Raw genomic sequence first — 21,714 nt, 5'->3', positions numbered from 1 at the left:
TTAGTATTAATATAATTAGTCCCTACTCTATTACAGGTTTTTCGGGTGTCACCTTTTATATTTTCTTCTTTTTAAGAACTACTAACCAGCAAAAATCTAATTGCATTTGAGATGCCGTGATGTACCTTGAACATATTTTCGTGTAGGGCAATTCTTAAAAAGAAGAAATACTGTTATTGTGTATTTAATTGTTGCATTTGATTTGCATTTCCGTTAAACAGGTCGAGGTCAAATAAGGTGGTGTCTACATCATAGCGATTTGTTTTTTGCCAAAACAACCACCCTGTATCTTTCCATATATCAGGTATTCTTGGAGTATCACTATTATTATAGTCTGCAATCCACAAAGGAAATTTGCTAAATTCTTTTTTAGTAAAGAATTTTTCTCCAAAATTGTAATTGGTGTAAATAATGGGTGTTCTTTTGGTTAGTTTTTCAATACGGTTTAAGAATTTTAAGACACGTTCCTGATAACTGTTTTTTGCATAATTTGTATCTGAAAACCCCAATGCTTCCACATCTAATACAGGAGGTAAAGAATTACTATTAATAACCGGCTGTATGGTTTTATAGAAAAAATCAGCTTGTTTGATTGGATTTGCGTTATTGCGATAAAAATGATATGCGCCTTTATATAACTGATGTTGTGAGGCTATTCCCCATTCTTTATAAAAGTTGGGATTTATTCTTTTTATGCCTTCGGTTGCATTTATGAAAGCATAAGAAATACTGCCCAATAGCGGAAACTTTTTAAATTTGTCGTACCGATACTTGGCTATATCAATACCGTATATCTTTTTTTTACCTGATATGAAAGGAGTTATTTCCTTTCTGGTTTGGTCATTGGCACCTATATAAATAGATATTTTAGAATTTTGAGCTGAGTTTTTTTGCTCACCTCCTTTATTCTTAAGGTAAAACCTATAATGATAAAGCATTGCAATGATTGCCCGTTATCTTTTAGGATTGGCAATGTTAATTTTTGGAGCTAATAAGTTTTTAGACTTCATGCCCGCACCTCCTCCGCCTTCAGCAGAAGCAGGTGCTTTTTTAGGAGCCCTTGATGCCGGTGGTTATGTTTTTCCTGTATTAGGAATCCTGTATATTCTGGCAGGCTTACTTTTAGTCTTTAATAAAGCGATACCTTTCGCTTTGATTATTTTGGCCCCTGCATCTTTCAATATTGTAGCTTTTCATTTAAAATATGCTCCGGAAGGAATTTTGTTTGCCGCTATAGTAGCTGTTTTGAATCTACTATTGATTTATGCAAATTGGAATCGCTTTAAATCACTATTTGATTGATATAAACGTTAAATTCTGTTAAAAACTCTTGTTTATAACATGCAAGAGTTTTTTTTTATATTAATTTAGAAGACTAATTAACTATAAATAATGAAGAAACAAATCATTCTTATTCTTTTTGCTGTCACCGTATACACAGCATGTAAAGAAGCAGCAACTCAAAGAAATATTGAAGTGAAATATCCTGAAACAGCAAAAAAGCCTGTAGTCGATACTTATTTTGGAACAGAAGTAACCGATAACTATCGTTGGCTGGAAGATGACAGAAGTCCGGAAACGGAAGCCTGGGTAAAGGCAGAAAATGAAGTTACTTTTGATTACTTAGACAAAATTCCATACAGAGAACAACTGAAAAACCGCTTAACCGAACTTTGGAATTATGAAAAAATAGGCGCCCCTTTTGTTGAAGGAGACTATACGTATTTTTACAAAAATAACGGTTTGCAAAATCAATATGTGGTATATAGAAAAAAAGAAGGAACAGCGACAGAGGTTTTTCTGGACCCAAATACATTTTCTGAAGATGGAACTACTTCATTGAGCAGCCTTAGCTTTTCTAAAGATGGAAAAACGGCTGCATATGCTATTTCGGAAGGAGGAAGTGACTGGCGAAAAATTATAGTCATTGATGTTGAATCTAAGAAAATAAAAGAAGATACATTGATAGATGTGAAGTTTTCAGGAATTAGCTGGAAAGGGAATGAGGGCTTTTACTATTCAAGTTATGATAAGCCCAAAGGAAGTGAACTGTCTGCCAAAACAGATCAACATAAATTATACTATCATAAATTAGGAACTTCTCAGAAAAAAGACCCTGTTATTTTTGGGGGCACTTTAGCAGAAAAACACAGATATGTATACGGTTATTTGACTGAAGATGATCGCTATTTGATTATTTCTGCCTCCACCTCAACTTCCGGAAACAAATTGTTTATTAAAGATCTGACAAAAAAGAATAGCCCGCTTATTACCATATTAGATCATTTTGAAAGTGATACGTATGTTATTGATAATCAAGAATCAAAACTTTATTTAGTAACCAATTTAGATGCTCCAAATCAGAAAATTGTAACGGTAGATGCCGCCAATCCAACTTCCAATAACTGGGAAGATTTTATTGCCGAAACAGAACATGTATTAAATCCGTCAAGTGGCGGAGGTTATTTTTTTACCGAATATATGGTAGATGCTGTTTCTAAAGTATTGCAATATGACTTTGACGGAGACTTAATTCGTGAAATTGAATTACCCGGTGTGGGAAATGCAGGTGGTTTCGGGGGGGGAAAAGAAGCAAAATTTGATTATTTCTCTTTTACAAATTACAATACTCCTTCCAGTATCTATAAATACAACATTAAAACCGGGGCATCGGAATTGTACTGGAAGCCGGAAATTGATTTTAATGCGGATGATTACGAAAGCAAACAAATTTTTTACGCCTCTAAAGACGGTACAAAAATTCCGATGATCATTACCCACAAAAAAGGCATTGAATTAGATGGTAAAAACCCCGCTATATTATATGGCTATGGCGGATTTAATATTAGTTTAAACCCCTCATTTAGTATTGCAAATGCAGTTTGGATGGAGCAGGGAGGAGTGTATGCGGTTCCCAATCTACGCGGTGGCGGCGAATACGGAAAAGAATGGCACAAAGCCGGAACGCTAATGCAGAAGCAAAATGTATTTGATGACTTTATTGCAGGAGCAGAATACTTAATTGAAAAAAAATATACGTCATCTGACTACCTTGCCATTCGAGGAGGGTCTAACGGAGGCCTATTAGTGGGAGCTACCATGACACAGCGCCCCAAGTTAATGAAAGTTGCCTTACCTGCAGTGGGTGTTTTAGACATGTTGCGCTATCATACATTTACAGCCGGTGCCGGTTGGGCATATGATTACGGAACCGCAGAACAGAGCAAAGAAATGTTTGAATATTTAAAAGGATATTCACCTGTACACAATGTAAAAGAAGGAACGGCATATCCTGCAACTCTGGTAACCACCGGAGATCATGATGATCGTGTGGTCCCTGCACACAGTTTTAAATTTGCTACCGAATTACAAGATAAACAATCCGGAAATCACCCTGTGCTCATTAGAATAGAAACCAATGCCGGTCACGGCGCCGGAACCCCTGTTGCAAAAATGATCGAACAATATTCGGATATTTTCGGATTTACCTTATTTAATATGGGGTTCGACAAATTACCAAATCCTCCTAAAACCAAAATCAAATCATAAACCAAAATCAAAGTAACATGAATTTAACAAACAAAATCCTTTTTACTTCTGCTGTATTAGCTCTTGGAATAGTGGCTTGTAAAAAGGACACTTCAGGAAAAGTTGCGGGTATCGTTGTAGAGAATATGGATACAAGTGTTCGTCCTAATGACGATTTTTTTAGACACGTAAATGGGAATTGGCTTGATAAGACGGAAATTCCTGCTGACAGGACTAGCTGGGGAAGTTTCGGAGAGCTCCGAAAAACGACGGATGCGGATGTCTTAACAATTTTAAATGACGCTATTGAAGAAGATAATTTTCCAAAGCTAAAAGATGCCGAAGGAAACTATACGAGAACCTCTGATCAGCAAAAAGCCGTATTTTATTATCAATCCATTATGGATACGGTGGCGAGAAATGAACAGGGAATCAAACCTATTCAAACGTTTTTGGCAAAAATAGATCAAATTAAAAATTTGAAAGATCTGGAAAAATTATTAATCAATTTCACTCCTTACGGAGGTGCAGGATTTTTCAACTTTGCGGTTTTTAATGATCTGAAAAATAGTAAAATAAATGCAGGTTATATAGTGCCTGCAGGGTTAGGGTTAACCAGAGACTATTATATGGACCAAGATGAGGATACAGAGCAAAAGAGAAAAAAATACCAAGCTCACATTGCCAGAATGCTTCAAAAGTTTGGTGCTGATGAAGCATCCGCACAAAGAAATGCGGAAAAGATCTTAGCTTATGAATTGAGTTTAGCCGAGCCTAGGTTGACAAAAGAAGAGCAGAGAGATATACGTAAATTATACAACCCTGCTACTATTAAAGAACTATCCGAAATGACTACAGTTATTAATTGGTCCGATTATTTTAAAGAAATTGGTATTGGTGATATTGACCGGGTAATTGTAATGCAGCCAAAGTATATGAAAGTAATGGACGATATCTTAAAGGGAAGTACTCTTGAAGATATTAAATTGTATTTGCGTTGGACTGTTATCAATACTGCTGCCGGACTGTTAACTACGGATCTGGAGAAAGCAAATTGGGATTTCTACAGCAAAGAATTACAGGGAGCAAAACAACAGCGTCCCAGAGATGAACGCGCTTTAGCAAACACAAATGGCGCTATTGGTGAAGCTTTAGGTAAATTATACGTAGAGAAAAAATTTCCTCCGGAAGCCAAGAAAAAGGCGGAAGAAATGATTGCGAATGTAATGCTTGGTTTTGAAAAAAGAATCAATAGTTTAGCTTGGATGAGTGAAGAAACTAAGAAAAAAGCGATTGAAAAATTGAATAAGTTGACTGTTAAAATTGCATATCCCGATAAATGGAAAGACTATACTGCCCTAGAAGTAAAAGGAATTAAAGAGGGGGGTACTTATTTTGATAATTCCATAAATATTGCAAAATGGGATTTTAAAGAAAACATAGCAAAACTAGGAAAAGAGGTAGATAGAACCGAGTGGAATATGTCTCCTCAAACAGTAAATGCATACTTTAATCCGGTAAATAACGAGATTGTTTTTCCTGCTGCTATTTTACAACCTCCTTTTTATAATTATCAAGTGGATGAAGCAGTAAATTACGGTGGAATAGGAGCAGTCATCGGGCATGAAATTTCGCATAGCTTTGATGATTCGGGATCTCGTTTTGACGGCGATGGGAATTTAAATAACTGGTGGACAGAGGAAGATTTAGAAAAATTTACCGTTTTAGGGAAAAAATTGTCAGATCAATTCAGTGCGGTTACTGCAATTGATGATGTAAAACTGAATGGCGAATTTACTCTTGGAGAAAACATAGGAGATTTGGCAGGATTAAAAGCCGCTTATGAAGGACTACAAATATTCTATGAGAAAAACGGAAAACCGGAACCTATTGATGGATTTACTGCGGAACAGCGCTTTTTTATGTCCTGGGCAACGGTTTGGAGAACTAAAATGAGGGATGAAGCTCTGAAAAACAAAATTAAAACAGATCCCCACGCTCCCGGTATGTACAGAGCTTATATGCCGTTACAAAATATCGATGCCTTTTACAAAGCCTTTAATATTGAAGAAGGAGATAAAATGTATATGAAACCGGAAGACAGAGTTGCTATTTGGTAACCGGATAATTATGTAAATTTACACTGCGAATTATGTCCAATAGTTCGCAGTTTTTTTATGCTTAAAATCAATAATATATCCTTCCGGTATAATAACCAAAAAAAGGTGTTAGACAATATGTCCTTTTCCTTGGGTGTCGGACAACACTTATGTATAATGGGAGAAAGCGGTAGTGGCAAATCAACATTACTAAAAATCATCTATGGATTACTCGATGTAAACAGCGGCGAACTGTTCTGGAAAGATCGACAAATTTTAGGACCGGCTTTTCACCTGGTTCCGGGAATGGAGTTTTTCAAGTATGTCGCACAAGACTTTGATTTAATGCCCTATATTTCTGTTTCGGAAAATATTGGGAAATTTCTGTCTGGGTTTTATCCGGATGAAAAAAAAGCCAGAACAAGAGCGCTTTTGGAAGTAATAGAAATGATTGAATTTGCTGATGAAAAAGTCAAAAATTTAAGTGGAGGACAACAACAACGAATTGCTATTGCCAGGGCTTTAGCAAAAGAACCGGAACTGGTTTTACTGGATGAACCTTTTAGTCAGATTGATAATTTTAAGAAAAATTCTCTTCGGAGAAAACTTTTTACGTATCTCAAAAAAAAGAATATTTCCTGCATTGTCGCCACGCATGACGGACATGATGCTTTGTCTTTTGCTGATCAGATGATCGTAATAAAAGAGCAGAAAATAATTGCCATCGACACACCGTTAAACCTTTATCAAAATCCTCCGGAACATTATGTTGCTGCTTTATTTGATGATGTAAATGTGTTGAAAATTAATGGAGAGTCCGTGCTTTTATATCCACATCAAATGAAGATGACGAATTCTTCAAACTATAAAGCAACTGTTTTAAAGTCCTATTTCAAAGGATTTTACTGGTTGATTGAAGCGGAGCTTCAAAAGCAAAAAGTGTTTTTTCAACATACAGCAAAAGTTGATGAAAATGTAACGGTTTACCTGAATTTTGAAAAATAGGTTTATTGTATATGAATAGTACAAGTTTGCTCAAAAATCCACTAAATTTGCCAGTTCCGCACCCACCAGAGATCCAATGGAAACACCCATGCCTCCTAATCGAATTCCGCAATATACGTTATTGGAGATTTGTTTTACAATGGGTTTCTTTTTGTTTCCAACACCCATAATACCACTCCAACGTCGTTCTATTTCAAAGGTCGTGTTGGGGAAAATAATAGTCCTTAAGATTTTTTCCAATTTGTCTTGAACTACTTTTGTTTGACCAAATTCAGTGGTTTCTTCTTCTAAAAAATCCAGGTTTCTCCCTCCTCCAAGCAAAATTCTGTTATTGATATTTCTAAAATAATAATATCCTTCATCCAAATGAAAAGCTCCCTTAATGTGTAAATCTTTGATCGGTTTTGTTATTAATACCTGAGCTCTTGCCGGTTCTATATTTTCGCTAATCAGCTCTTTTGAAAAACCGTTGGTAGCAAGTAGTAATCTGGATGTTATAAACGCCCCATGGTTTGTTTGAAGAGTTACTTTATCTGCACTTTCGGAAAATTTCTCAACAGTAACATTATGTAAGATCTTTATTCCTTTTTGTTGAGATAGTCGAAGTAATTGTACCATCATTTTGCCAGGATCTATCTGCCCTTCAAAATGATTGAGGATATATTTGGGAACTATTTTTTGGAAATCAAAAATATTTGCAGTTGTAGAAAAAACATTTTTTTTAAAAACAGGAGATAAAAGCCGGTTTAAAGAATGTATTTTATCATTGCATTCCTCAAATAAATAATGATCCAAAAAAAGTTCGTATCCATAATGATGTTGATAATCGATACGATGATCTCCTAATATATTTCTTAATAGTTGTAATCCTTTCCAGCGTTTTTCTATCAGGTTAAAAACCTCTTCTTCGGAATGAATTTTGAGATCGCTTACGAGTTCCGATACACTTCCAAAGCAGGCAAAACCTGCGGTTTTTGTGCTCGCTCCCTGTGGCAGTAACCCTCTTTCCAGAATTAAAATTGTTGCTTTTGGAAATCGATTTTTAAGATGAATGGCACAATTCAAACCCACAATTCCGCTGCCGACAATGACAAAATCGTTTTTTGAAAACCATTCTTTATATTCCCAATAGCTATAATTCATCACAGTATTTTTTCAAAACAATTACTGTTGCTTATTTGAGTATATGGCCCATAATTTGCAATTCTTTGATAACCCGATTTTTGATAAAATTTTAACGCTTCTATTTGCCGGTTTCCGGTTTCCATGATGCATTTTTTAAACCCTTTTTCTTTAGCCCAAATTTCTAATGAGCTTAATATTTTTCCGGCAATTCCGAATCTTCTGTAGCTGGATTTTACATACATTCTTTTTAGCTCCACAGATTCATCATTAAATTTTCTAAAACCTCCGCAACCTACCGGTTTATTACTATTATTGACATAAGCAATAATGGCATACTTTATATTATCCAAACCATTAAACTGATTGTAAAAATCATGATCTTCCCCGTATTCTATGATAAAAACAAGTAAAAGTTGAGATATTATTTTTACTAATTTATGCAGCAAATTTAAAAGTATCTACATAGGGTGTTTGTCGTTTGACAACGGCAAACACTCTTGCTATTAATTTGTTTCTAATAATGTTAACGGTACTCATTTTACTTTTGCCTTGTTTTATTCTTTTATGATAGTATAATTTCATTTCTGGGTTATGTTGTATAGCAGAAATAGCGCACATATTAATAATTGCTTTCAATTTTTTATTAGCCAAATGAGAGACTTTTGTACGTCCTTTAATACTAGTTCCAGATTGGTAAGGAAAAGGAGCAACACCACAATAAGAGGCAAACTTTCTCCAGTTTTCAAATTTTGAAAAATTGTCAGTAAACACAATCATCATTATAGCAGTTTGCATTCCTATACCTTTAACACTAGTAACAAGTTTATAGGTTTCTTTTAACATTATATTTTGGTCAATAATAGCTTGCATTTGAGTATTAATCTTGTGTATTTGTTTGGTTAGTTCTGCAATCATTTTTTGTTGAACGTCAAAGATTATTTTATACTCTTTTGCTTTATAAATTCTTTTTTGTTCTTTCAAAGTAACTTTAAAACCAGCTCTTTGTTTGTTAAGTTTTGTCCTTAAAGATAAGAGACTTTTTAGTTGTAATATACTTCTTTTAGGTAGCTTACTGGGTTTAAGTTCTTCTTTTAATCGATACCCATATAGAGCAATGCGTTTGGCATCAATTTGGTCATCCTTTCCACGAGCAATACCAATAGATCTTTTAATTTCTAAACCAGAAGCTATGAAAAAAGATAATTTTTGTTCAGTTAAAGACACAGATAATAAATGAGAGTACATTCCTGTATGTTCAAATACAAACATGGTTTCTTCTTTAGAGAAAGACGAATTTTTAAAACTCCACTTTAGCATTAATTTAAATCCAGATTTACTGTTCTCAAACTGTTGAACAATTTGTTTAGAATAGATACAAACATCAATTAATAATTTACTGACATCGATTCCGATAATTTCATTTGTTTTCATAATTTTGTAATTAGATATTAATAATAGTTACTTAAACTAAGACCTTTAATAAGGGCAGAAACTGAAATTCTATATGGTTCTAAGTAACTTTTAAAAAGAACGGAGACTAATACGGGGGATGGCTCTAAAAAGCTAGCTGGCCGCTAAAGTTCACTCCGTTCTTTTGTGTTTTTGGTTATCAACAAAATAAGAGTTATTAACAAAGAAAAAAAGAAGCAAAAAAAGAAATTTCATCATAACTATTATGTTTTTATTTTAAGTAATTATTTCTATTTGCTAATCTAAAGGTCGGCTATTTTTAAATAGTCGTCGAGTTCTTTGACCAAGTTGATAAAATGGATGTTTGTATGATTAGTTCTGATGATCGTAAGCTTCATATTTAGGTTTTATTTTCTCATTATAGTATCCAATCCAAACGGTTTTATTTTTTAAAAATCAAATTGCAATTGTACCCATATAGGTTCTTTTTTTTCCGTGTCTAAATTAGAAAAAGAAATACCCAGTAACCGGACAGAGTTTTTTAATTTTTCTTGATATAGTAGTTCTTCTACAATCGCCATAATAGCTTCTTTTTTTTGAATGAATCGATGAATGGTTTTGCTTCTGGTCTGTTGTGTAAAGTCACTATATTTTATTTTTAGTGTAATGGTTTTCCCTTTGGTTTCTGAGTCAACCATTCTTTTTTCCAACTCTTCTGCAATTTTGTTTAGTTTTTCCAGCATAAAAATTTCCGAAGAAATATTGTCAAAAAATGTTCTTTCGGCAGCAATGGATTTTCGGATTCGATCCGGTTTTACTTTACTATGGTGAATGCCTCTCACAATATAATAATAAGATTTTCCTGATTTTCCGAAAAGCTTTGTAAGCTCTTCCAATGTTTTTTGTTTTAAGTCGAGACCGGTAAATATTCCCAGGTTGTGCATTTTTGCTGCAGTAACTTTTCCCACACCGTAAAACTTACTTACGGGAAGTTTCTCTAAAAAAGAGAGCACTTCTTCCGGGTTGATGGTTTTTTGCCCGTTAGGCTTATTAATATCAGAAGCAATTTTTGCTAAAAATTTATTGATTGAAATTCCTGCGGATGCTCTTAATTGTAGTTTTTCATAAATCCGATCTCGAATTTCCCGGGCAATCAAACTCGCTGACGGATTTCCTTTTTTGTTTTCAGTTACATCTAAATAGGCCTCGTCCAATGAGAGTGGTTCTACTAAATCTGTATACTCATAAAAAATTTCTCTGACTTTTGAAGAAATTTCTTTATAGCGCTCAAATCGAGGTTTTACAAAAATGATATGCGGACATTTTTGTTTTGCCAATACTCCGCTCATGGCAGATCGAACACCAAATTCACGAGCTTCATAACTGGCTGCCGATACCACACCCCGGGTTTCTCCTCCGCCTACGGCAACCGGCTTTTCTCTTAATTCGGGACGATCTGATTGTTCTACGGAAGCATAAAATGCATCCATATCTATATGAATGATTTTTCGATATTGAGTGGTTTCATTCACCCAATAAATCTACAAAACTTTATGTTTATAAAAGAACTTACCGACCCGGAAAATTTAATGGAGATCCCGCAGTTATTGATTTGCAAACTCTCATTTTTGAGATGCACAAGGTAGGCAATATCGCATTTTACAGACCAAGATGATCTTTTTTCTTAATTTGAATCATAGATACAGCGTACGGGCATACCATAGGTTCTTGAGAAATTAAGGTTAAAGGATGCACTACTTGAACTAAACATTAATATACTGGCAGCTCCGTATCCTGGGTTAGAATTAGCTGTACTTGACCAATAGTAACCTTCACTAAGGTGCTCAAGAGAACCTAAACTTGGATGGCGACGTCCTGCAGTAGTTAATTTTAAAGGGCTGCTAAAAGCACCCGCAGCATTATTGGTACTCCACGCAGCAAATTCTGTTTGCCATTCTGCTTCGGTAGGAACTCTAAAACTATCAGGACAAGGATCATGTGATCCTTTGGTATCCCCGTTCCAACGTGTATCATCACGTGTACTTAACCAATCACTGGTAGCAGAAGCTAGTATAAAATTAGATCCTTCGCTGCCACTGGCTACAGGTCCGCCACTTTGAGCACTCAAGGGACTTCTGGACTGATGTCCGTCGGTATTTCTACCCCATTGATAAGTCTCCGAAAGCATTACTGTCATTGGAACTTGTAGCAACCTGAGTAGCTCCTAAATTTCGGTCCATAAAAATGCCGCCTCCGGCTCCGACAACTGTTGAAACGGTCGATGAATTGTTCACTAAAAGTATCATTGCCTGTACTTCTGTCTGTGTTGCAGGACTGGAGAAGCTGTTGGGATTGGCATCTATATAATTTCTATATGCTGTTTCATTGGCAGCATTTATTCCTGTCAAAGCAGGTACAATCAGGTTTAGTTGTGCTATGGTTACTGTTGAGTTTTGAGTAGCGCTATCCTCATCACTACTGATTTGAGCTAAAACAGCAGCACTTGCTTCACTTACATTTACATTATTAATAATGGTTTGCAATTCTGCAACTGTTGTAGGAGCAGGAGTAGCTGCATCAATAGCGATTTCATAAGCTCCCAGATTTCCTGCTACCAAGCCTGTTAAACCCGCACTGGTCAGATCAGCTATACTCGGATTGCCATCTGCAGGATTATCAGACGCAGCCACAATAGCAGCCACCTCTGAGGCAAAAATACTCGTGCCACTTGTCACGTTTAGAAACTCATTTCCATTGTTAAGGTAAAGTCCTTTTGCATTGCAATTCGTACAATATACAATAAGCCCTTCGGCAGGTGATGCAATGGCATCTATTTGAGCTTTTGTCATTCTTGGTGGTAAAAAGCCTTGGGTGGTACTGTTTACATCCAGAACGGCAGAAGGACTAGGAGTCGTTGTACCAATGGCAATTTGTCCATAACTTACAGCATTCACAACAATACATAAAAAACAAATAATTATTTTTTTCATCCCTTTTAATTAATTATTATATTACAAAAATACTCTTTAAGTATATTTATACTAATTCCGGTATACAGATCAATTCTGCAAAGGTCTCTAATATAAATAGACTAACGGGCAAAGGTAGTTTTTTTTCTTAGAAACCAAATTAATATTAAATTTAAAGGCATTTCTCCCATAAGTGGGTTACACAATCCCCTGTGCTAACATAGCATCTGCAACTTTTACAAAACCGGCAATATTAGCACCTTTTATGTAATCTATGGAACCGTCTTCATTTTTTCCATGTGCTACACAAGCATCATGAATATCTTTCATAATGTCCATTAATCTTTCATCAACCTCTTTTCTTGACCAGCTTAGTCTTAATGAGTTCTGACTCATTTCCAAACCGGAGGTTGCGACCCCTCCTGCATTAGAAGCTTTTCCCGGTGCAAATAATATGTTTGCTTTTTGAAATTCGTGAATTGCTTCCGATGTTGAGGGCATATTTGCTCCTTCGCTTACACACACACAGCCATTTGCTACAAGTGTTTTTGCTTCTTTTCCGTTTAACTCATTTTGAGTAGCACAAGGTAGGGCAATATCACATGTTACAGACCAAGGTTTTTCTCCTTCTACAAATTTTGCACTAGGATATTTTTCAACATATTTATAAATTCTTTCTCTTTTTACATTTTTAAGATCCATTACAAATGCTAATTTTTCAGCATCTATTCCTTCTTCATCACAGATATATCCTGAAGAATCTGATAAAGTTATTACTTTGGCCCCTAATTGCGTTGCCTTTTCCGCTGCATATTGTGCAACATTTCCCGAACCTGAAATAACCACTTTTTTTCCGTTAAATGAATCTCCTTTTGTTTTTAACATGTTTTCAGCAAAATAGACATTTCCATACCCTGTTGCTTCCGGCCTGATTAAAGAGCCTCCCCAGGAAGCTCCTTTACCTGTTAAAACACCGGTAAATTCATTTCTTATTTTTTTATACATGCCAAACATATACCCAATTTCTCTTCCTCCGACACCAATGTCCCCGGCAGGAACATCCGTATTTGGACCTATATGCCTGAATAATTCACTCATAAAAGCATGACAAAAACGCATCACTTCATTATCAGATTTTCCTTTCGGATCAAAATCCGAACCTCCTTTACCACCCCCCATGGGCAAGGTGGTCAATGAGTTTTTAAACACTTGTTCAAAGGCTAAAAATTTCAATATGCTTGCATTTACTGTCGGATGAAAACGCAATCCTCCTTTATAAGGGCCAATTGCAGAGTTCATTTGAACTCTATATCCTCTATTAACCTGTATTTCTCCGGAATCATCTACCCAGCTTACCCTAAAAGAAACCAACCTTTCAGGCTCTACCATTCTTAATAATATATTTTTCCCGTGATACATCTTATGTTCTACAATATAAGGAATTACTGTTTCTGCCACTTCTTGTACGGCTTGTATAAATTCAGGCTCATGGTGATTTCTCTGTTTCACCAAATCCATAAAAGCATTGATTTTAGCCTCCATTGATATTTTAAATAATTTAGTAATTTATTTTTTTAAGCTGCAAAGATAGCTAAAAACACACGTCTAAAAATAATTTTATTTCTTATTAGATAGTTAAAATGTCATATTTCAATCGATTTCGATAAATTTTTCTCTTTCCTTCAAAAACATGGATGTATTTTTTTTAAAAAACGTAAATTTGCTCCCTTATTTTATGATTGTTACTAATGTTAGATAAAATAAAAGGATTGGTAGAAGAGGTAAAAGGATTTCGCACTGATTCAAAAGAAGAAGTAGAAGCTTTTAGAATTAAATATTTAGGGAGTAAGGGATTATTAAAAAATCTTTTTGCCGAATTTAAGAATGTGGATGCTGTGCTTAGAAAAGATTTTGGGAAGGCCTTAAATGAATTAAAAAACAGCGTGGAACAAAAAGTAATTTCTTTAACTGGAGCAATTGAAAGCTCTGTTAAAGATGCTGGTATTTATGGTGATTTATCCAGACCTCCCGAACCTATAGAATTAGGAGTCCGTCACCCGATATCTATAGTTAGAAATCAAATTATTGAGATATTTAACAGGGTTGGTTTTACCGTTTCCGAAGGCCCTGAAATTGAGGATGACTGGCATAATTTTTCAGCATTAAATTTACCCGAGTATCATCCGGCCAGAGATATGCAGGATACTTTTTTTGTTGAGAAAAATCCTGATATTTTACTTAGGACTCATACTTCGTCCGTACAGATTCGTTATATGGAAAATTACAAACCTCCTATACGAACTATTTCTCCCGGGCGTGTTTTTAGAAACGAAGATATTTCTGCCAGAGCACATTGTATATTTCACCAGGTCGAAGTACTGTATATAGATACCGATGTTTCTTTTGCCGATTTAAAACAGATGCTTTTGTACTTTACCAAAGAAATGTTTGGAAAATCTAAGATCCGATTACGCCCTTCCTATTTCCCTTTTACCGAACCTAGTGCCGAAGTAGATATTTATTGGGGTTTGGAAACGGAAACCGATTATAGAATTACTAAAGGAACAGGTTGGCTGGAGATTATGGGTTGCGGAATGGTAGACCCCAATGTTTTGGAAAACTGTAAAATTGACTCGACCATTTATAGTGGCTATGCTTTTGGGATGGGAATTGAGCGTATTGCTATGTTATTGTATCAAATCCCCGACATTAGGATGTTTTATGAAAATGATGTACGTTTTCTAGAGCAATTTAAATCTGTTATTTAATGTTAAAAATAAAAAGAATATTGGTTCATAATTTGTAATTTAGTTCTGCAAATTCCATATTAATGGCAAAACTATATACTTCTTTAAACCCCAGTTTACAAACTTTTATTAAAGCTCAAAAAATATTTTTTGTAGCTACTGCTCCGAAAGAAGGCAGAATAAATATTTCTCCAAAAGGAATGGATTCCTTAAGAGTATTAGATTACAATAGATTGGTTTGGTTAAATGTTACAGGGAGCGGTAATGAAACTGCTGCTCATTTACTGGAAAACCCTAGAATAATCATTATGCTTTGCGCTTTTGAAGGAGCTCCTAATATACTGAGAATTTATGGGAAGGGAAGTGCTATTTATCCTGACAGTGCAACATGGAACTCTTTAGAAAAGCTATTCCCAAAAATTCCGGGTGCCCGACAAATTTTTGATATTAAAATTGAGAGTATTTTAACTTCATGCGGAATGGCAATTCCTTTTTATGAGTATCTTGGTGAACGGGAACAGCTAAATGATTGGGCCACTGAAAAAGGGGAAGCAGGAATAAAAGCCTATTGGAAAGATAAAAATACAAAAAGTCTGGATGGAAAACCTACCGGCTTATAAAAATTGTTTCAATTGATATTATATAGTTTGATAGCATAGTTTTTACTAATGAACTCATTTAAACTTTTTCAATTTGCTAAAAAATTGCTATTTTTAGCTCTGTTTTTATCTTTTTTTCCTTCCGTAGCGCTATGCAACTCAAAAAAGCTTTCAACATATCTAAAAACTTCTAATTTTCGCTTAAATCCAAGAAGTTTAAATGAGTTCGATGAAAGAAATCCTTATAATATAAGAAAAACCGGAGATTTTCTATATCCTGAAATTATTGGAGTTTTAGATGGTCAGCAAAGACTAAGTTCAATGTACTTAGGTATTCAAGGAACTCATAAGCAAAGATTAAAATATCATAGAACAACAAGTGGACACGCCTACCCTGAAACAAAACTTTAAATGACTATCGGAATCTTTGTATAAAGCGATAAATTTCCGTATCTTTCTGATTATTAGATATTTAATATTATGATGATTCATGAATTTTTTCAAGGAATTTCCACACGAAGCAAGCTGTAAAGCACATTTTAAATCCCAAAGAGATAAAAAGGGTGTCACCTGTAAGAGATGCCAGCACCAAGAGCATTATTGGATATCCACACGAGGTCAATACCCAGTAAGAAGTGTAACTATAGAACCACATTAAAGAGTGGTACGCTTTTACATGGCTCTCAGCTACCCTATCACTCATTGGTATTTTGGAATGATTTATTGACCAGTACAAAGAAAAGTTTCTCTGCTTTGGAGGTACAGCGTCAACTAGGGGATGCTTATTATGAGCCCATATGGTATATGCTTCATAAGATACGTCATGCCATGGGAAAGAGAGATGATAACTATAGACTTAGTGATCAAGTAGAGCTTGATGAAGGTTTCTTTGAGATTGTCCCCAATAAAGAAGATCGTGAGCGAATTGCTGTAGAGTTAGCAGAGAATGATGGTAAATACAAACGAGGTAAAGGAAGTCAAAAACAGGCAGCAGATTAGTCATGGTTGAATCTAAAGAAGTAGAAGCCTCAGAAAAGTACAAACACAAACCCAATAAAACAGTAGGATATATCAAAATGAAATTGTTAGACAATCTTACTAAACAAACCACCAATGGACATGTAGACCAATCGATTGACAGGAAGTCATCGGCTACAACAGATGGTGCTAACAATTATAATGATCTGAAAGAAAAACGGCTCAAGTAAATTTTATGGGTATTAAGCGAATAATTTTTCAAGTCTAAAGAGGAAAAATTGTGTATCTCTTACGCCTCTTTGATTGGCTCTAAAGAGTTTTATTTTTGAATTAAAAGACTCTGCATTTGCATTTGTATTCCTATTGTCAAAAAAGTTTAAGATGGTATTAAAATGATGTTTAATACTGTTCATTGCTGTATTGAAATTTTTAAATTCCAATTTTTCTGTATCCTCAAACCAATGTTCAAATCGTTGTTTGGCTTTTACTTTACATTTTTCTTGATAAATGCTTCTAAATTCTAAAGTGTGTTTATAGGCTTGTTGGATGTTTGGATAAAGATTACATAATAATTCTGCTCTTTGTTTTTGATTAGGTGTCCAATCGTTTGTCTTTTTAGCTAAAATATATCTACTTCTAGCCAAAAGTTGCTTTTTTGTATCACCATTAGATAGCACTATGGGTTTGTGTTTCTTCCTTGCTTTTTTAGCAGCTTCAATCGCTTTGTTTTCATCTTCTATTGCTTTCCACCGATGCTGTACTCTAACATGCTGTAAAGCTTCTGTTACCAGTTTTACCACATGAAATCTATCGGTAACAATTTTAGCATTTGGAAAACAAATCTTAGCTGTTAAATTCATATTATTTGCCATATCTAAAGTTACTTCTTTGACTTGTTTGCGTTGTTCTAAGGGTATTCTTTCAATAGCAGTAATAATATCATCACTTTTAATTCCTTTTACACAAGCCACTAAAGTTCCTTGTTTACTTCGTGCGTTCTTGTTGGTCAAATAGGTATAAAGTTCACCTTTAGATAGACTTACTTCATCAAGACTTAAATACTCTCCTATATTCTTCGGATAAATAAGATAATCTTCACAATGGGGCTTTTGATTCCAACTATCAAACCCACTTATCTGTTTCTTATAATGGCGTTGTAAAGTTCGTGGGTAAATACCGTAATAACTCGCTATATTACTGATCGTATCTTCTCGGGCCTCTACCTGTAGCTTTTAAAAAATCAGAAAGTTCTGACGTTAATTTAGAACCTTCTGCAATGAATGAATAATCATTTTTAATCGCTCCCTTTTTAGTCTTCTTATCTCGCCATCGTCTTGTTTTTATATGTAGATAAACTGCTTTACCGCGTATGGGAAAATCTTGAATCTGTTTACTGCTAATAAAACCTTTGGACTCATAATTACCCTTTGAGTAACCCTCTGGTAGAATATTCTTCTCTTCTAAATAAATGTGAAAAGCATCCTTTTTAACTGAAATATCTCCTAATTCTTCAAAAAATACAATATCAAAATGAAGTAATAAATCTTGAGGGAGGATAGATGCTAATAATTCTAAATGCATCGTCTTTTTTTATGCATCTAAAATAATCAATCCCCATAAATTGTCGTTGACCCGAAAATATTTACAGCGGACAAAGTAACAGAAAAAATAGCTACAGATGTAAAGTTCTTCAGTTATTCTATAGACGTTCCAAATATTCCTAAGGATACAACCTCAATAAAAGATGAAAATATTGAAGATGCTATGTATTATGCCTTCCTAAGTAATGTTATTTACATTCAAAATAATCAAGTTATAGACTTGAGTAATGGCGAAGTTGTTGGAGGCTTCAGAGCTTCATCTTTGGATGGAAAAAGTGGGCTAATTAAATTTCAAACATCTTCTTACAGAATAGAAGATAATAATATTTACACGATAACTCCTTCTGGATTAAAAATGAAAATAGGAGAGAAAATTAATTAATCATGAAAAAAAGATTTTTTTTATCTATTTGTACGCTACTGGTTGTGTTAACATCGATTGGTCAAAATGCTTTTTATGATGCTCAATTTATCAATACACTGGATTTAGTATCTATTCAAACTATTATTGATTCACAAACAAATAAATTCATTAAACTTTCTGAAGAAGAAGAAAAACAATTACTAAACCTTAAAAAATTTATCATCAATCCCTATGATTCTTCCATAGATAACTTTGACATTGAATATGCCAAATCTGCTATCAAAAAATACAATACTTTTGTAACAAATAGCCTCAATGCCGAACTATTCTCGCCTATAAATGGAATAAGTGGGTTCAACTCTTCAGGTTTTACAGGAAGCTCTTTATTTAGTATTCTTCCAGACGCTTTATCTGGTAATTTTGCTTTGAACGCAGATACACAAACAAAACTTCTGGACGGCTTGGTAAAATACATAGCAGAAGAATTTAAAAAAGCCCAGCTACTTACCTACATGCAAACCTTTGAAGCTACCATTGGAGAAGTGGGAGAATTGGAGATATTACTTCCAGGAACGTTTGAAAAACTAAAGAAGTTAGATCCTACCAAGTTTCCAGAGCTTGGCAATGAGTTTAAAGAGATTTTTAATGACGATTTGTCGGCTATATTGGAAAATCTGGACTTGCTACATTTAGAGTGACAAAGAGTTAAGCTAATTTTATCTAAAATAACTTAACCATATGAAACGAAGAAAATACAGTAAAGAGTTTAAAATTAAAGCAGTAGAATTAAGCAATGTACGAGGTAACACAAAGCAGATTGCCATGGAATTGGGAATCAGTGCAGATCTTATTTACAGATGGCGTAGAGAATTAGAACAGCGTCCTGATTTAGCTTTTAGCGGTAATGGCGTCAAACAACTCACAGAAGATCAGAAAGAGTTAGAGCGATTACGTAAACAGCTCAAGGATGTTACCATGGAGCGGGATATCTTAAAAAATGCCGTGAGCATCTTCTCCAAGAGCGATCGGAAGTATTGAAATTTATCAAAGATTACAGTAGAGAATATCCGGTTGGGAAGATGTGTAAAATTTTTAAAATTAGTAGAAACAGTTATTACAGGAGTAAGAATTATGTTCCATCAGATAGAGATGGAAAAAATCGTATGCTACTCTCTGAGATTCACCGTATCTGTGAGCGAAGTAAATCTACTTATGGAAGTCCTAGAATTACAGAGGAACTCAAAGCTAAAGGGTTTAAAGTATCTAGGTCTAGGGTAGCACGATTGATGAAAAAACACGGGATTAAAGCAGTTCGTAAAAAGAAATTTGTTGTCACGACAGATTCTAAGCATCAATATCCAGTAGCTGATAATGTATTGGATAGAGATTTTAAAGCTACCGTATTCTATGATAAAAACAAGTAAAAGTTGAGATATTATTTTTACTAATTTATGCAGCAAATTTAAAAGTATCTACATAGGGTGTTTGTCGTTTGACAACGGCAAACACTCTTGCTATTAATTTGTTTCTAATAATGTTAACGGTACTCATTTTACTTTTGCCTTGTTTTATTCTTTTATGATAGTATAATTTCATTTCTGGGTTATGTTGTATAGCAGAAATAGCGCACATATTAATAATTGCTTTCAATTTTTTATTAGCCAAATGAGAGACTTTTGTACGTCCTTTAATACTAGTTCCAGATTGGTAAGGAAAAGGAGCAACACCACAATAAGAGGCAAACTTTCTCCAGTTTTCAAATTTTGAAAAATTGTCAGTAAACACAATCATCATTATAGCAGTTTGCATTCCTATACCTTTAACACTAGTAACAAGTTTATAGGTTTCTTTTAACATTATATTTTGGTCAATAATAGCTTGCATTTGAGTATTAATCTTGTGTATTTGTTTGGTTAGTTCTGCAATCATTTTTTGTTGAACGTCAAAGATTATTTTATACTCTTTTGCTTTATAAATTCTTTTTTGTTCTTTCAAAGTAACTTTAAAACCAGCTCTTTGTTTGTTAAGTTTTGTCCTTAAAGATAAGAGACTTTTTAGTTGTAATATACTTCTTTTAGGTAGCTTACTGGGTTTAAGTTCTTCTTTTAATCGATACCCATATAGAGCAATGCGTTTGGCATCAATTTGGTCATCCTTTCCACGAGCAATACCAATAGATCTTTTAATTTCTAAACCAGAAGCTATGAAAAAAGATAATTTTTGTTCAGTTAAAGACACAGATAATAAATGAGAGTACATTCCTGTATGTTCAAATACAAACATGGTTTCTTCTTTAGAGAAAGACGAATTTTTAAAACTCCACTTTAGCATTAATTTAAATCCAGATTTACTGTTCTCAAACTGTTGAACAATTTGTTTAGAATAGATACAAACATCAATTAATAATTTACTGACATCGATTCCGATAATTTCATTTGTTTTCATAATTTTGTAATTAGATATTAATAATAGTTACTTAAACTAAGACCTTTAATAAGGGCAGAAACTGAAATTCTATATGGTTCTAAGTAACTTTTAAAAAGAACGGAGACTAATACGGGGGATGGCTCTAAAAAGCTAGCTGGCCGCTAAAGTTCACTCCGTTCTTTTGTGTTTTTGGTTATCAACAAAATAAGAGTTATTAACAAAGAAAAAAAGAAGCAAAAAAAGAAATTTCATCATAACTATTATGTTTTTATTTTAAGTAATTATTTCTATTTGCTAATCTAAAGGCTGCTGCACAGAAATGGGTTTCTGATATTACCTATTTAAAGCCTGCACAAGGATGGCTGTACTTAACGGTAATTATTGACCTGTTTGATCGTAAAGTCATTGGTTGGTCTTTGAGCAATGGACTCAAAGCAAGACAAACTATCATTGCTGCATGGAGAATGGCTGTAAACAACAGAATGCCTTGTGAAGGTATGATTTTTCATTCTGATCGAGGTGTACAATACGCATCTCATGCGTTTGTTAATATCCTTAAAAGTTATCATGTAACACCCAGTATGAGTAGAAAAGGAAACTGTTGGGATAATGCAGTAGCTGAATCTTTTTTTAAAACAATCAAAACAGAACTAATGATAGACAATAAGTTTATATCCAACAAAAGTCTTCAAATTAAAGTCTTTGAATACATAGAAACTTGGTACAACAGATACAGAAGACATTCTGCTCTTGGTTACAAAAATATCATCGAATTTGAAAAATTATATCAAATCAAAAATGTAGCTTAACTTTTTGTACCATTTTTTGTTGCATATCCAATCTTATCCATCATATAGATAAT

The 21,714-nt window shown here is 34.2% G+C and carries 26 protein-coding genes; 15 read left to right on the top strand and 11 right to left on the bottom strand.

Annotated elements, in window-relative coordinates:
• Window positions 1-173: 173 nt before the first annotated feature.
• The gene (locus GKR88_01800; protein QMU63133.1) at window positions 174-938 is read right to left on the bottom strand and encodes a hypothetical protein; all 765 of its coding nucleotides are present in this window, start codon (window positions 936-938) and stop codon (window positions 174-176) included.
• Window positions 939-942: 4 nt separating this feature from the next.
• Between GKR88_01800 and GKR88_01795 the strand changes: the two genes are divergently transcribed.
• From GKR88_01795 to GKR88_01780, 4 genes are all read left to right on the top strand, one after another.
• Window positions 943-1,302, top strand: coding sequence for a DoxX protein (locus GKR88_01795; GenBank protein ID QMU63132.1), 360 nt, complete (start codon window positions 943-945; stop codon window positions 1,300-1,302).
• 90 nt (window positions 1,303-1,392) lie between these two features.
• Window positions 1,393-3,549 carry a prolyl oligopeptidase family serine peptidase gene (locus GKR88_01790; GenBank protein ID QMU63131.1) on the top strand — a complete coding sequence of 719 codons (2,157 nt, stop codon included), beginning with the start codon at window positions 1,393-1,395 and terminating at the stop codon, window positions 3,547-3,549.
• Window positions 3,550-3,566: 17 nt separating this feature from the next.
• Window positions 3,567-5,648, top strand: a complete 2,082-nt coding sequence (locus GKR88_01785) for a M13 family peptidase (protein ID QMU63130.1) — start codon at window positions 3,567-3,569, stop codon at window positions 5,646-5,648.
• Between the two features lie 57 nt (window positions 5,649-5,705).
• Window positions 5,706-6,632: an ATP-binding cassette domain-containing protein gene (locus tag GKR88_01780; protein QMU63129.1), complete on the top strand. Its 927-nt coding sequence runs from the start codon at window positions 5,706-5,708 to the stop codon at window positions 6,630-6,632.
• Between the two features lie 30 nt (window positions 6,633-6,662).
• Here GKR88_01780 and GKR88_01775 read toward each other — a convergent pair whose 3' ends face one another.
• The 7 genes from GKR88_01775 to GKR88_01745 all read right to left on the bottom strand — a co-directional run bounded on the left by GKR88_01775 (window position 6,663) and on the right by GKR88_01745 (window position 13,678).
• Complete coding sequence (locus GKR88_01775; protein ID QMU63128.1) at window positions 6,663-7,775, bottom strand: FAD-dependent oxidoreductase; 1,113 nt, start codon at window positions 7,773-7,775, stop codon at window positions 6,663-6,665.
• Window positions 7,775-8,182, bottom strand: coding sequence for a GNAT family N-acetyltransferase (locus GKR88_01770; GenBank protein QMU66611.1), 408 nt, complete (start codon window positions 8,180-8,182; stop codon window positions 7,775-7,777). The genes GKR88_01775 and GKR88_01770 overlap by 1 nt, the downstream gene beginning before the upstream one ends.
• Before the next feature lie 10 nt (window positions 8,183-8,192).
• Complete coding sequence (locus tag GKR88_01765) at window positions 8,193-9,188, bottom strand: transposase (GenBank protein QMU63127.1); 996 nt, start codon at window positions 9,186-9,188, stop codon at window positions 8,193-8,195.
• Between the two features lie 428 nt (window positions 9,189-9,616).
• Window positions 9,617-10,699 carry a DNA polymerase IV gene (dinB, locus tag GKR88_01760; GenBank protein ID QMU63126.1) on the bottom strand — a complete coding sequence of 361 codons (1,083 nt, stop codon included), beginning with the start codon at window positions 10,697-10,699 and terminating at the stop codon, window positions 9,617-9,619.
• A gap of 152 nt (window positions 10,700-10,851) precedes the next feature.
• Entirely contained in the window at window positions 10,852-11,364 is a 513-nt protein-coding gene (locus GKR88_01755; protein ID QMU63125.1) for a hypothetical protein, read from the bottom strand.
• Complete coding sequence (locus GKR88_01750; protein QMU63124.1) at window positions 11,327-12,157, bottom strand: hypothetical protein; 831 nt, start codon at window positions 12,155-12,157, stop codon at window positions 11,327-11,329. Before GKR88_01750 ends, GKR88_01755 begins: the two co-directional genes overlap by 38 nt.
• A 177-nt stretch (window positions 12,158-12,334) precedes the next feature.
• Entirely contained in the window at window positions 12,335-13,678 is a 1,344-nt protein-coding gene (locus GKR88_01745) for an NADP-specific glutamate dehydrogenase (protein ID QMU63123.1), read from the bottom strand.
• 206 nt (window positions 13,679-13,884) lie between these two features.
• On the opposite strand from GKR88_01745, the gene pheS reads away from it, so the two are divergent.
• The 6 genes from pheS to GKR88_01715 all read left to right on the top strand — a co-directional run bounded on the left by pheS (window position 13,885) and on the right by GKR88_01715 (window position 16,690).
• Complete coding sequence (gene pheS / locus GKR88_01740) at window positions 13,885-14,904, top strand: phenylalanine--tRNA ligase subunit alpha (protein ID QMU63122.1); 1,020 nt, start codon at window positions 13,885-13,887, stop codon at window positions 14,902-14,904.
• Between the two features lie 62 nt (window positions 14,905-14,966).
• Window positions 14,967-15,503 carry a pyridoxamine 5'-phosphate oxidase family protein gene (locus tag GKR88_01735; GenBank protein QMU63121.1) on the top strand — a complete coding sequence of 179 codons (537 nt, stop codon included), beginning with the start codon at window positions 14,967-14,969 and terminating at the stop codon, window positions 15,501-15,503.
• A 48-nt stretch (window positions 15,504-15,551) separates the two neighbouring features.
• On the top strand, window positions 15,552-15,893 hold the full coding sequence (locus GKR88_01730; protein ID QMU63120.1) for a hypothetical protein: 342 nt from the start codon (window positions 15,552-15,554) through the stop codon (window positions 15,891-15,893).
• 79 nt (window positions 15,894-15,972) lie between these two features.
• Window positions 15,973-16,140 carry a hypothetical protein gene (locus tag GKR88_01725; protein ID QMU63119.1) on the top strand — a complete coding sequence of 56 codons (168 nt, stop codon included), beginning with the start codon at window positions 15,973-15,975 and terminating at the stop codon, window positions 16,138-16,140.
• A complete protein-coding gene (locus tag GKR88_01720; protein QMU63118.1) occupies window positions 16,062-16,481 on the top strand; it encodes an IS1595 family transposase in 420 nt (139 codons plus the stop codon). The genes GKR88_01725 and GKR88_01720 overlap by 79 nt, the downstream gene beginning before the upstream one ends.
• 2 nt (window positions 16,482-16,483) lie before the next feature.
• Entirely contained in the window at window positions 16,484-16,690 is a 207-nt protein-coding gene (locus GKR88_01715; GenBank protein ID QMU63117.1) for a hypothetical protein, read from the top strand.
• Between the two features lie 12 nt (window positions 16,691-16,702).
• Here GKR88_01715 and GKR88_01710 read toward each other — a convergent pair whose 3' ends face one another.
• Entirely contained in the window at window positions 16,703-17,596 is an 894-nt protein-coding gene (locus GKR88_01710) for a DDE transposase (protein QMU63116.1), read from the bottom strand.
• A 58-nt stretch (window positions 17,597-17,654) separates the two neighbouring features.
• Entirely contained in the window at window positions 17,655-18,041 is a 387-nt protein-coding gene (locus GKR88_01705; GenBank protein QMU63115.1) for a hypothetical protein, read from the bottom strand.
• 240 nt (window positions 18,042-18,281) lie between these two features.
• Here GKR88_01705 and GKR88_01700 point away from each other — a divergent pair, with 240 nt between their 5' ends.
• From GKR88_01700 to GKR88_01685, 4 genes are read left to right on the top strand one after another with little or no spacing between them, the layout of a single operon-like run.
• Entirely contained in the window at window positions 18,282-18,443 is a 162-nt protein-coding gene (locus GKR88_01700; GenBank protein QMU63114.1) for a hypothetical protein, read from the top strand.
• A gap of 2 nt (window positions 18,444-18,445) precedes the next feature.
• A complete protein-coding gene (locus GKR88_01695; GenBank protein ID QMU63113.1) occupies window positions 18,446-19,123 on the top strand; it encodes a hypothetical protein in 678 nt (225 codons plus the stop codon).
• 40 nt (window positions 19,124-19,163) lie between these two features.
• A complete protein-coding gene (locus GKR88_01690; protein ID QMU63112.1) occupies window positions 19,164-19,463 on the top strand; it encodes a transposase in 300 nt (99 codons plus the stop codon).
• Between the two features lie 41 nt (window positions 19,464-19,504).
• Window positions 19,505-19,849: an IS3 family transposase gene (locus tag GKR88_01685; protein ID QMU63111.1), complete on the top strand. Its 345-nt coding sequence runs from the start codon at window positions 19,505-19,507 to the stop codon at window positions 19,847-19,849.
• 25 nt (window positions 19,850-19,874) lie between these two features.
• On the opposite strand, the gene GKR88_01680 is transcribed toward GKR88_01685, so the two are convergent.
• Window positions 19,875-20,870, bottom strand: coding sequence for a transposase (locus GKR88_01680; GenBank protein QMU63110.1), 996 nt, complete (start codon window positions 20,868-20,870; stop codon window positions 19,875-19,877).
• 314 nt (window positions 20,871-21,184) lie between these two features.
• Here GKR88_01680 and GKR88_01675 point away from each other — a divergent pair, with 314 nt between their 5' ends.
• Window positions 21,185-21,661, top strand: a complete 477-nt coding sequence (locus GKR88_01675; protein ID QMU63109.1) for an IS3 family transposase — start codon at window positions 21,185-21,187, stop codon at window positions 21,659-21,661.
• The last annotated feature ends 53 nt before the right edge of the window (window positions 21,662-21,714 follow it).

It is taken from the genome of Flavobacteriaceae bacterium (assembly GCA_014075215.1).
Lineage (GTDB): Bacteria > Bacteroidota > Bacteroidia > Flavobacteriales > Flavobacteriaceae > Polaribacter.
Note: the sequence above shows the minus strand (reverse complement) of the source record. Positions and strands in the feature narration are given on the sequence as shown.